This window comes from Paenarthrobacter sp. YJN-D (genome assembly GCF_015040335.1).
Taxonomy (GTDB): domain Bacteria; phylum Actinomycetota; class Actinomycetes; order Actinomycetales; family Micrococcaceae; genus Arthrobacter; species Arthrobacter nicotinovorans.
On the sequence record NZ_CP053549.1, the window covers coordinates 726,214 to 738,249 of the forward strand.

Here is a 12,036-nt window from a genome sequence, read left to right on the forward strand (position 1 = left end):
GGTTGCCCCGGTCCGGCAACGGCCTGAATTCCGAGTGCGACTAAGCGTCAGCGGGAGCTGTTGTCGGCAGCCGAAGCAACCACCGCCGTCGCTCCGTCAATCTTGGTGACCTGGACCGTGGCCCCGGCGTCAATGACGCCGGCGGCGCTGCGCGCGCTCCACACGTCGCCGCCGATTTTTACCAGCCCGCTGGTGCTGCTCACGGCTTCAATGACGAGGGCAGGCTGGCCGATGAGCCGGTCTATGTTGGAAAGCTGTTCTGTGGGTCCCTTGCGCAGGTGGTTCAAAGCCACTGGCCGCACGAAAACGATCATCAAAAGGGAAACCACGCAGAAAATGACGATCTGCAGCCAGAAGTCGGCGCCGGCGAAGTCGGCTATCAGGCCTGCCAGCGCACCGCCGCCCAGCATGATGAAGAAGAGGTCGAGAGTCAGCATCTCCACCACTGCGAACGCGAGGAAGACCGTGAGCCAGAGAGCCCACCAATTCTCGCCGAGCCATTCAAACATCGTTCCCCCTTGGTCCCGGATCCCGCGAGCGGGATCACAGTCGCTGTTCCTCCATCCTAGCCCGACGTGTCGTCGGGCGTCAGGACGCAGTGAACACGCTGATCCGGAACTTCGCGGTGGCGGGCACCGGCTCCTCGGAAGCTGCAAGCCCTGACAACTGTTCCTGCTGCAAATGGTGGCCGGCAGGGCCCATGAAGGCGAGGTCGGCTACCTCGTTTCCATCCAGCACCAAGGGCAAGTCAAGGCAGTGGCTCGCGGAAGAATCGAAATACCCGCTCATCGACTCCGCCAGCCGTTCCTCCTTGCCTTCTTCGATGCTGAGCATTCCCGTCCTGGCTGCGATCTCCTGCAGGTGGCCGGGCCGTGGAGTCACCACCAGGAGGCTTCCTCCGGGCCGAAGCACCCGCGCGAACTCCGAAGGGTTCCGCGGGGCGAACACAACCGTCACCACGTCCACCGAGTTGTCCGCCATGGGCAATGGACGCCAGATGTCCCATACAACATTGGCCGCTTGCGGGTTGAGGCGGGCTGCACGACGAAGCGCGAATTTGGAAATATCCATGCCGACGGCGGTTGCGCCTGTCGCTTCAATAACGCTGCGCAAGTAGTGTCCGGTGCCCGTTCCGGCGTCGAGAACCAGTGTCTCCGGCCCCTGAAGCGCCTCAGCCGCCATGCCGGCCAACGCCGTGGCCAGACCCGCATAGTGCCCGCCTTCCAGGAACCGGAACCTGGCAGCGACCATCTCCGCCGTATCGGCTTCGAAGACGGTGCCTTTCCCGGTCAGGAAATTGAAGTAGCCCTGCTTGGCGGCATCGAACAGGTGTCCGTTCCGGCAGGCAAGCGTGGCCGGCCGACCTTCCCTTAACTCGAAAAGTCCTTGGCACACGGGACAGCGCAAGGCGGGGACGGCGTCGGACAACATGGCTTCAATCCTACGGTGGGACGGAGTGTCTGGAGCCGCGGGACGAGGCGCCGGGCTAGGCTCACCAACGTGAAACCCGAGCAGCTGCCCCTGTTGAACTCCGTGTCCGCCCCTGCGATCCACCCCGACGGGACCAAGGCGGTGGTGTCCGTCACGAGGCCGGATTTTGACGCTGACACTTATGTAGGCCAGCTTTGGTCAGTGCCTTTGGACAACGCCAAGTACCCGCGCCGCATCACCCGGGGGTTCCGCGACACTGCACCGTCATTCTCACCGGATGGGCTGGTCCTGGCCTTCCTGCGCAGCGACCCCGGCGGTAAACCCCAGCTGTTCGTGGTGGAATCGGCCGGCGGGGAACCACAGCGGATCACGAACCAAGCTGCGGGGGTTGACAGCTTCGTTTGGGCGCCGGATTCGCACCGAATCGCCTTCCTGGCGCGGGTCCCCGAACGGGGACGCTACGGAACGGTCGCCGACGTGGCCCCTGGTGCCGAAGATGCCCGCCTCATCACCGCAAACCATTACATGATGAACGGTGTTGGATACACCGCCGACCAGCGCCAACAGCTGTTTGTCGTCGAGGTCCCCGAATTGGGCGGCGAACCTGCAGTCCTTCCGCGCGGCAGGGCGGCCCACGAGCAGCCAACTCTGGAGCTGCCCGGCCTGCCCGCCGCCCTGCAGCTCACTTTTGGGGACGCCGACCACACATCGCCGGCGTTTTCTGCGGACGGTGGCCGGCTCTACTTCGTAGCGGCACTGCATGAAGGACACGACGACGATCTGGTCACCTCTGTTTACAGGGTTGATGCTGCCGGCGGCGAGCCGGTCGTCGTCGAACCCGCCAACCGGACACCGCAGACCGTCACCGATGTGCGCCCCTCCGCGGACGGCAAGTGGTTGTTCTACATCGCCCAGGAACTGGGTGATACCGGCCGGGACTTTGTGGCGCGGAACTCCGTGCTCTATGTGATGCCGTCGGCCGGGGGAGAGGCTGTAGCCCTGACTGATGTGGAGCACCTGGATGTTTCCGGGCCCCTGGAACCAAGCGGACCGGACCGTGTCCTGGTCCTCAACACGGCTTTGGGCAGCGTTGAACTCCTTGAAGTCATCGCGAACGGCGACATCACCCCGCTGGTGCACGGCGCCCGGGTTGTCATCGGGGCTTCAGTTGCCGCAAACGGAGAAATCGCGGTAAGCCTCTCCGACGCGTCCACTGCTGGAGATGTCGCAACGCTGGAGCGTGGTGAGCTTCGCCTCCTGACGGATTTCTCAGGAGCCCTTCGGAACAACTCCACGGTCATTGAGCCCCTGGATTTCGAGGCTGAATCCAGCGACGGACATGCTGTCCACGGTTGGCTCGTCATACCGGAGGGCCCGGGACCGCATCCGGTCCTTCTGAACATCCACGGCGGACCGTTCGCCCAGTACACGGGAGCGCTCTTCGACGAGGCCCAGGTTTATGCCGCGGCCGGATACGCGGTGGTGATGTGCAATCCCCGCGGGTCGTCCGGCTATGGCCAGGAGCACGGGCGAGCCATCAAGGGGCGCATGGGCACCCTGGACATGCAGGATGTGATGGCCTTCCTCGACGCTGCCCTGGCATCGCGGAAATCCCTGGACCCCGGGAATGTGGGCATCATGGGCGGCTCCTACGGCGGTTACCTGACTGCGTGGATCATCGCGCATCATCATCGCTTCAAGGCTGCGATCGTGGAGCGGGGTTTCCTGGACCCGGTCAGCTTTGCGGGTTCTTCGGACATTGGTTGGTTCTTTGGCAGGGAATACACCGGGGGGTCAATGGAGCAGATGCTGGCCCAAAGTCCCATGGCCTTCATCGCGGATGTGCAAACACCGACGCTGGTGGTGCACAGCGAAAATGACCTTCGCTGCCCTATCGAACAAGGCCAGCGCTACTATGCACAGTTGAAGGCGCAAGGGGTTGAGACCGCCCTGCTGGTCTTTCCGGGTGAGGACCACGAGTTGTCCCGTTCGGGTACACCGCACCACCGCCGACAACGCTTTGAGCACATCCTCAGCTGGTGGGCCAAGTACCTCCCGACCGCCGGAAACAAAGCTGCGGAGTAGGGAACCGGCGGGGCGCCAGGCTTCAGGGAAGGAAGCCGAGCGACCGGCGTGCCTCATCAATGTCGGGCGAGGCCCAACGCGCGGTGTGTTCGGCGTTGCTGGCCAGGGAGCGGATCTCGGCACGGTCCAGGTAGAGGACGCCATGAAGGTGGTCGGTCTCGTGCTGCACAATGCGGGCCTGCCATCCGGAGAACCATTCCTCCACAGGCTCGCCGGCGGGGGTCACAAAGGACAACTCAACATTGCTGTGTCGGTCCACAACCGCCTGGTAGCCCTGGACTGAGAGGCATCCCTCGTAAAATGCCGAGGTTTCCGTGCCCAACGGACGGTACTTCGGGTTGACAATGGCGAAGAACTCCAGCGGTTCCCTGTGCCGCACGGAGGCGGACACCGGATCAATCTCGTATTTGTCCTCCAGGACCGCCAACTGCAAAGGGATGCCCACCTGGGGCGCGGCGAGGCCGACCCCTGGGGCTGCATGCATGGCATCGCGCATCCGGTCAATGAACGCCAGCAGTTCGACGTCGTCGAGCTGGCCGTCGTACGGCGCGGCATGCTGACGCAACACCGGGTGCCCCGCCTGGACGATGGCGGGGAGTTCCTCACTATCGAGCAACCGTCGGACGGCATCCCGGATCTGGAGGGGATTGAAATCTGCAGCGGGGCTTGAAGCTCCGGGATGGGGTTGATGCGTCATGGAACGAGCCTATATCCGTGGGTGTCTTTGTCAGTGGGCTAGGCTCGAAGAATGACCAATCCCACGCCTTTGGAACACGTGCTCGGGTTCGTCCGAACAGTTGAAGCCGGCGGTGGCTCAGCTGCGTTGCGGCCTTTCCTGGCTGAGGACTTCAAGCTCACCGAATGGCCCCACGCGCTGTCCAAGACAGGTTCCACACGGAACCTTGCGGAAACCCTCTCCGGCGCTGACCACAGCCAGGACATCGTGGCGGACCAGCGCTTCGAGATTGTCCGCACCACCACTGAGGAAGACCGTGTCGTCCTTGAGATGAATTGGTCGGCAACGCTGCTCCTGGATCTCCCGCACTGGGACCGCGGCGACACCATCCGCGCCAGGAGCACGGCCATCTTCCAGCTACGGGATGGCCTGATCATCAGCCAAGACACCTACGACTGCTACTACACGGCACCGGAATAGTTACCGCATGGTGAAGCGCCGCTCCACCACCGCGGCCACGCCGGGCATCTCCAAAAGACCCGCAAACACCCTGTTCCTCGCCGCCATGGCAGCTGGTGGCAGTGGCCGGCCCAAGGCCATGTTGAGCCCGGCCTGCCGCGACGCCCGGACCGCGGCTTTCCTCCGGACCCCTTCGAAGACCTGCAGCGCCTTCCCGACACCGTTTCCGGCCAATGCGGCATCGACGATGGGAGCCAAGGCCGCAGCATCCAGCCACCCTAGGTTCATGCCCTGGCCGCCGATGGGGCTGATTTCGTGGGCGGCGTCTCCAAGGAGGACCACCCGCCCGTGCACCATCTGACGGACCAAGCGCGACTGGACGTCAAAAGCGCTGAGCATCGTATTGCCGGCTACCTCCAGCACCTCACCCGTCCTGGCTTCGACCAACCGAGCCAGCCCGGCCGCCGTCGCATCCGTTGCCGGCGCACCGAGCCTCACCACCCATCTGCGGACACCTGCCGGCAGGGGGAATGATTCAACGATCCCTTCCGGCTCGAGATACAGCACCGCATCAGCACCATGCCCAGTGGCGTCAGGGAAGTCTCCCATAAGGTACGAGTCCGGATAAGTCCGTGGTGCGATGTCCGGGACAAGACGCCGTCGGAGTGATGAATGCGCGCCGTCAGCAGCAATCACCAGCCGGGCCCGGTACTCCCGGCTCCCCGGCGTCGGGTGGGCCAGGACGCGAACAGCAATTCCGTCGTCGCGGGTTTCCCGGACGTCGATGCCTCGGACGATCGCTGCCGGGTCGGCTGCCAGCACCGCATCCTCCAGCACCTTCTCCGTGGTCGCCTGCGGAACGGCCAGAATGAAAGGAAACGCGGAGTCCCCGGTGAAGGGAAGTTCGGCAACTTTACGACCCCGGCTGTAGGCAACGCCCCGTTTGATCCTGACCCCGGCCTGCATCAGCTGCCCGGAGACTCCCGCGCGCTCCAACGCTGCCAGGGCCGGAGGATGGATCCCGATGGCGCGGGAACGTGCGCTTCCGGCACTCCTGCGTTCCAGGATACGGATCCTGTGGCCGCTCCGGAGCAGCCGCAGGCCCATAAACAAGCCCACCGGACCCGCTCCGACAATCACCACATCAAGCACGGTTGCGGTTCCCCGATCCTTGGTGCTGGTGGACCAGCATATTGTGCCATGGTCCGTTGCTTTCGACTGTCCATGCGGGCGGGATGGCGGATTGCAATTCAGCCATCGTGTAGCTCCGCCTGATGGACAGCAAGCCGTCCCTGACGATGTACGAGCCCCAGCCCAGAGGCCAAAATCCGGCCAGGAACAAAACGTAGGCGACGTTGCTTCGTTGCAGATCGTTGTGCAGCGCCAGTCGCGTGCACAGCAGTTCCGAATCGTGCAGGACCGCGGCGAACTGCCGGGCATCCAGGTGGTGAAGGATGTGGTTGGAGATCACGACATCGAATGCCAGCCCCTCCGCAACCAGCTCGGAACTGTGGGCCAGACGATATGTAACCCTTTCGTCCCCGGGTAAGTGCGTCGCAAAAGCATGGGCCCGTTGATCCGGATCGACGGCAGTCACGTCCAGCGTGAATCCATCCTGGCGCGCCCATCGCGCCAGACTGCGGGCCACGTCACCGCTGCCGCTTCCTATGTCCAGCAAGGATGCATGACCCGTCTCCGCCAGCAGCGGACGGATGCGGCGCTTGTACGTCCGGCGCCATCCTGAAAGCAGCCTGTTGATGACGGGAAACCTGGCATAGGTTCGGCTGAGCAGCAGCGGATCGCAGTCCGGCCTGTCCATGTCCTCAATGCTGTCCAGGTCCCTTTCCCTGAGGGACCCCCAGGGACTCACAGAGCGGGGGAGACCAGCGTGAAGAGGCCCGTCTCCACCGTGAGGCCGGGGCCGAACGCCATGGAGCAGATCCGCTCCTCGCGTTGGCTGGCCGCCTGTCCCATCATGTACTTCAGGACGAACAACACTGTGGCACTGCTCATGTTGCCGTATTCCCTGAGAGTCTCCCGTGCAGGTACCAACTGTTCTTGCGTCAATTCCAGTTTGGACTCGACCTTGTCAAGGATGCTGCGCCCGCCGGGATGGATGGCCCAGTGGGTGATGTCCCTGTAGGGCGAACCGGCCAGTTCCGGTTCCTTGGCCAGCAAGGGCTCCAGCGCGCCGGTGATGTGTTCTTCGATGATGTGGGGCACATAGGAGCCCAGGACCATCTCAAAACCTTCGTCTCCGATGTTCCATGCCATGGCTTCCTCACCGACCGGCGTCAGAACCGTTTCGAAGTGGTCCAGCCGGATCACTGGCTCTTCGCCCTCCGGCTCCCTGGCGGAAATGACCGCCGCTGCCGCGCCATCGCCGAAGATGGCCGAACCCATGATGGTGTCCGGGTCGTTCGATGTCCTGACATGGAGCGAGCAGAGTTCAACACAGATCACCAGGACAACCGCCTCCGGGTCAGCAAGGCAGAACTGCTTTGCCGCCTTCATGGCGGGGAATGCGGCATAACAGCCCATAAAGCCCAGGTGGTAGCGCTGAACTGCCGGATTCAGGCCCAGCGCCCTGACCACCTTGTAGTCGGGTCCAGGGTTGAAGAAGCCGGTACAGGACACGGTGATCACGTGCGTGATGTCATCCAGATCGATGCCCTGGGCCTGCGCGACCGCTGTCTTGCCGGCCTCGACGAACAGCTTGGTTGCTTCGGTGGCGAAGATTTCGTTGCGGACCTTGGTGCTGGGGCTCAGGACCCTGTTGGTTTCAGGATCGAAGAACTTCGGATTTTCGGGGTTGGCATCGAGGCTCAACTCCTCAACGGCGGTGAAACGGGTGTCGATAGCGGCCGAATCAAAGCATGTGGTGACAAGCCGGGTACCCAGCCGCGTCAGGCCCGGCTGGGCGGCAAACACCTCGCGCGCCTGCTCCTGGACCAGAATCGTAGGGGGAACTGCGGTTTCGAGGGACCTCATGTATACCGGCATGCTTCATTCTTAGTGAGTAAAGCCGGGAAGACAATGGCAGAATCAATCGTATTGACCGAGGTCGGTCAAGGAGAGCCAGGCGACGCCGACGGGGGACTGTTGGACAGTGTCGCCCAACGGACGGAGAAACCATGACTATTGCTGCCGGTTCGGACACGCAATCTCCCGCGATGAACATTGCCGATACCCACGACCTCATCAGGGTCCAGGGCGCCCGCGAAAACAACCTGAAGGATGTCAGCGTCGAAATTCCGAAGCGACGGCTGACGGTGTTTACCGGCGTCTCGGGATCCGGCAAGAGCTCCCTGGTTTTCGCCACCATTGCTGCAGAATCGCAGCGCATGATCAATGAAACCTACAGCGCGTTTGTCCAGGGCTTCATGCCGTCTTTGGCACGACCTGATGTGGACGTGCTTGAAGGACTGACGACGGCGATCATCGTGGACCAGGAGAGAATGGGCTCCAACCCCCGTTCAACGGTGGGCACGGCCACAGATGCCAACGCCATGCTCCGCATTCTCTTCAGCCGCCTCGGACAGCCCCACATTGGATCTCCCAACGCGTATTCCTTCAATGTCCCCACGGTAAAGGCGAGCGGGGCGATCACTGTGGATCGCGGCGAGGGCAAGACCAAAACGGAGAAAGCCTCCTTCAACCGCCTCGGTGGAATGTGCTCACGCTGCGAAGGCATGGGCTCGGTCAACGACTTCGACCTCACTGCTCTTTACGATGAGAGCAAATCGCTCAGCGAAGGCGCGCTCACGATTCCCGGCTACAGCATGGACGGCTGGTACGGACGCATCTTCAGCGGTACAGGCTACTTCAACATGGACAAGCCGATCGCCAAATTCACCAAAAAGGAACTCCACGACCTTCTCTACCGGGAGCCCACCAAGGTCAAGGTGGAAGGAATCAACCTCACCTACGAGGGCGTGATCCCGAAGATCCAAAAGTCGATGCTTTCCAAGGACGTTGACGCTCTGCAGCCCCACGTCCGCGCCTTTGTGGAGAGGGCCATCACGTTCACCACCTGTCCTGAGTGCGAGGGCACCAGGCTGAGTCCGGAGGCCAGGTCTTCCAAGATCAAAGGCAAGAGCATCGCTGACGTGTGCACAATGCAGATCACCGATCTCGCTGAGTGGATCCGCCAGCTCGATGAGCCCTCAGTCGCGCCCCTGCTCAAGGGACTGCAGCACCTCCTTGACTCCTTCGCGGACATCGGCCTGGGTTACCTTTCGCTGGACCGGCCGGCCGGCACCCTGTCCGGGGGTGAGGCCCAGCGCACCAAGATGATCCGGCATCTGGGTTCGTCCCTGACCGACATCACTTATGTGTTCGACGAGCCAACCATCGGACTACACCCCCACGACATTGAGCGGATGAACCAGTTGCTGCTCCAACTGCGGGACAAGGGCAACACCGTACTGGTGGTCGAACACAAGCCGGAAAGCATCGCCATCGCGGACCACATCATCGACCTTGGTCCGGGGGCTGGTACCGGCGGCGGCACGGTCTGCTACGAGGGCGACCTGGACGGGCTGCGGGGGAGTGACACCACTACCGGGAGGCATCTTGACGACCGCGCCTCCATAAAGGCCACGTTCCGTAAGGCCAAAGGACAATTGGAAGTCCGCGGCGCTTCAACCAACAACCTTCAGAGCGTGGACGCGGATATTCCCCTTGGTGTCCTGTGCGTCCTGACCGGGGTTGCGGGATCCGGAAAGAGTTCACTGATCCACGGATCGGTGGCCAAGCGCGATGGCGTACTGGTCATCGATCAAGGTGCCATCCGAGGATCCCGAAGGAGCAATCCTGCGACCTACACCGGCCTGCTCGAACCCATCCGCAAGGCCTTTGCCAAGGCCAACGGCGTGAAGCCGGCCCTCTTCAGTTCGAACTCCGAGGGCGCCTGCCCAACGTGCAATGGCGCCGGCGTCATCTATACGGATCTCGGCGTCATGGCGACAGTCGAATCGACTTGTGAGGAATGTGAAGGAAAGCGCTTTCAGGCCTCCGTTCTTGAGTACAAGCTGGGGGAGCGCAATATTGCAGAAGTGCTTGCAATGTCGGTCAACGAGGCTGAGGGCTTCTTCAGCGAGGGGGAAGCGCGGACGCCTGCGGCCCACAAGATCCTGGACCGGCTCGCCGATGTCGGGCTTGGCTATCTGACCTTGGGCCAGCCATTGACCACGTTGTCAGGTGGTGAGCGGCAACGGCTCAAACTGGCCACGCAGATGTCCGAGAAGGGCGACATCTACATCCTCGACGAGCCCACCACGGGTTTGCACCTGGCGGATGTCCAAAACCTGCTGGGCATGTTGGACCGCTTGGTCGAGTCCGGGAAATCCGTCATTGTGATCGAACACCATCAGGCGGTCATGGCTCATGCCGACTGGATCATCGACCTTGGCCCTGGTGCGGGTCACGACGGCGGCAGGATAGTTTTCGCAGGAACGCCGGCTGAGCTTGTGGCTGGAAAAGCAACACTGACCGGCAAACACTTGGCCGCTTACGTAGGCGCATGACCTCTGTCGTTTGACCTGGCGTTCTACGGATAGCCGCCGGTCGCAGGCGGGATCGTGTGCCCGGCTTCGACTGCTGCGTCCAGCTTCGATCGGTCAAGGCGCCAGACAACAGTCTCGCCCGAGGTGGGTCCGGTAAAGGAGTAGACCGGTTCAGCGTTTGCCTTCAGCCACTCCACGAGCTCAGGAGCTGCGTAGCCGTACCCCTCGCGCAATTGCCTGCCCTGGGTCAGGACATATTCAGCGCCCCGGTCGCTTAGCGACTTCAAGGAAGGCAGGACCTCCCAGTTACTGTGTGGCAGCAGCGCGAATTCTTCAGTCACGGTGGTCAGGCCCACCTGTGAGTCGGAAGGCAGCCGGGTGGTCAGAAAGTCGCGTGCGCGCACCAGCCCGTCATCAACAGTCAGCCTTGCCTGCAATCCGAGGGCAAGGCTGATGACACTCATCAGCGCCGCGGCAGTAACGAGAAAAGTTCGGGCTGCGGGTCGCCGTTCGAGCACCATGGTCGCGGCGACAGGAGTGGAAATCAGGGAGGCAAGCACCACACAATAGCCGAACTGCTCCTCGGCAGCCCCGAAGAAGACGGAATATGCGCCAACGATGCCGCTGATGAACGAGTACACGCCGATGATGCGGCGAATTTGGACCCGGGACAAGGACGCCAGTGCGCCGGACACCAGCGAAAGTCCAAGGAGTATGTAACTGGTGCCAAACCGGCCGGCGAGTTCCATGAGACGTCCGGTAAGGTCCGTGCCCGTCACTGAATTGAAGCCGGTCATTTGCATAACACCGGTAATCCTGAGGACACCTACTGTCTTCTGGTCCACGAACGCAGGAAGCAAACCTGCAGAGGCAATCACGCAGAGATACACCAGGTAGGGGACCAGTGCACAGGCAAAGATCCTCATGGCGGTCATTGCTCGGAGCGTTTGACGCCACAGCACGGCAGACAGGAGAGGAACCACCGTGAACATGACAGTCATGTCCTTGGTCACCAAAGCCAGTCCAAAAGCGAATCCGCCGGCAACTTCCAGCAGCACACGCCGGCGACCTGGCGCTTGACCCAGAGCCATCAGGACAAGCAGCCAACCTGCAAGTACGGCCAGTCCCGCTGGGGTCTCCATCATCAAGCGGCCGTCCATCCGCAGCACAAACGGGTCACTTGCCAGGATCGCACCGGCGAAAACTGCAGGTACCAGGCCGACGAGCCGGCGCACCAGCAGAACGCAGACGGCTACCGTCATGACGCCCACAATTGCGTTGACCCACCGCAACTGCAGGGCCAGGTCCATGGGGCCGCCACCTAGCCCCAACACTCCAATGACCATTCCGTCGAGCGCAAACAGCCCCGGGGGATGAAGGAAGAAAGGAGACCCCAGAATAGACGGAAGTTGGCCCTCCGCCATCTGCCTGGCCATTTCCGCATACGTTACTTCGTCAATGAACAGGTCATTGGCTTGCTGGACGCCGTAGACGCGAAGCAGCACCGCCAGCAATGCCAAGAGGATCGTCATGGAAGAAGGCCGCCACAACAGCCAAAGCAATGCACCCACCGATTCACTGAGCCGAACGCGTAGTTCGCTTCGTGGACCTGATTCCAGAACTCGAGTCATCTGGGAACCAACACCCCGATGCGCAGAGCGTCTCTGACCAGCTGTCTTTCCACCGTACTTATCTCCTCAACGTGACCACAGCGATACCGCCGAAGAGTTAGTGCAGCAGTGACGGGGTTTGTGTTGCAGGCAGGCACTAGGAATCATCCAGAGTCGGAGTTCTCGAAGCTACTCCTACTCCATAGTCTAGAACGCCGATAATCTACATTATGTAAAGTAGTACTCTGCGTATCTCATCAGATGAATC

General features: G+C 62.0%; 10 protein-coding genes. 3 read left to right on the forward strand and 7 right to left on the reverse strand.

The window, feature by feature from the left end; translation table 11 throughout:
* Positions 1-47 precede the first annotated feature (47 nt).
* Both HMI60_RS03385 and HMI60_RS03390 read right to left on the reverse strand, forming a co-directional pair.
* Complete coding sequence (locus HMI60_RS03385) at positions 48-509, reverse strand: NfeD family protein (protein WP_018777660.1); 462 nt, start codon at positions 507-509, stop codon at positions 48-50.
* A gap of 79 nt (positions 510-588) precedes the next feature.
* Entirely contained in the window at positions 589-1,431 is an 843-nt protein-coding gene (locus tag HMI60_RS03390; RefSeq protein WP_193590563.1) for a methyltransferase domain-containing protein, read from the reverse strand.
* A gap of 69 nt (positions 1,432-1,500) precedes the next feature.
* Between HMI60_RS03390 and HMI60_RS03395 the strand changes: the two genes are divergently transcribed.
* Entirely contained in the window at positions 1,501-3,516 is a 2,016-nt protein-coding gene (locus HMI60_RS03395) for a S9 family peptidase (protein ID WP_193590564.1), read from the forward strand.
* Between the two features lie 22 nt (positions 3,517-3,538).
* On the opposite strand, the gene HMI60_RS03400 is transcribed toward HMI60_RS03395, so the two are convergent.
* Positions 3,539-4,213, reverse strand: coding sequence for a peptide deformylase (locus HMI60_RS03400; protein ID WP_018777663.1), 675 nt, complete (start codon positions 4,211-4,213; stop codon positions 3,539-3,541).
* Positions 4,214-4,264: 51 nt separating this feature from the next.
* Here HMI60_RS03400 and HMI60_RS03405 point away from each other — a divergent pair, with 51 nt between their 5' ends.
* Positions 4,265-4,672, forward strand: a complete 408-nt coding sequence (locus HMI60_RS03405; RefSeq protein ID WP_018777664.1) for a nuclear transport factor 2 family protein — start codon at positions 4,265-4,267, stop codon at positions 4,670-4,672.
* On the opposite strand, the gene HMI60_RS03410 is transcribed toward HMI60_RS03405, so the two are convergent.
* From HMI60_RS03410 to HMI60_RS03420, 3 genes are read right to left on the reverse strand one after another with little or no spacing between them, the layout of a single operon-like run.
* Positions 4,673-5,803 carry an NAD(P)/FAD-dependent oxidoreductase gene (locus HMI60_RS03410; protein WP_193590565.1) on the reverse strand — a complete coding sequence of 377 codons (1,131 nt, stop codon included), beginning with the start codon at positions 5,801-5,803 and terminating at the stop codon, positions 4,673-4,675.
* Entirely contained in the window at positions 5,796-6,521 is a 726-nt protein-coding gene (locus tag HMI60_RS03415; protein ID WP_110504666.1) for a class I SAM-dependent methyltransferase, read from the reverse strand. Before HMI60_RS03415 ends, HMI60_RS03410 begins: the two co-directional genes overlap by 8 nt.
* Positions 6,518-7,654: a type III polyketide synthase gene (locus HMI60_RS03420; protein WP_018777667.1), complete on the reverse strand. Its 1,137-nt coding sequence runs from the start codon at positions 7,652-7,654 to the stop codon at positions 6,518-6,520. Before HMI60_RS03420 ends, HMI60_RS03415 begins: the two co-directional genes overlap by 4 nt.
* 131 nt (positions 7,655-7,785) lie before the next feature.
* Between HMI60_RS03420 and HMI60_RS03425 the strand changes: the two genes are divergently transcribed.
* Complete coding sequence (locus HMI60_RS03425) at positions 7,786-10,179, forward strand: excinuclease ABC subunit UvrA (RefSeq protein WP_193590566.1); 2,394 nt, start codon at positions 7,786-7,788, stop codon at positions 10,177-10,179.
* A gap of 23 nt (positions 10,180-10,202) precedes the next feature.
* Here the strand turns inward: HMI60_RS03425 and HMI60_RS03430 are convergent, their stop codons facing one another.
* Complete coding sequence (locus tag HMI60_RS03430; RefSeq protein WP_227453644.1) at positions 10,203-11,690, reverse strand: glycosyltransferase family 39 protein; 1,488 nt, start codon at positions 11,688-11,690, stop codon at positions 10,203-10,205.
* Positions 11,691-12,036 lie beyond the last annotated feature (346 nt).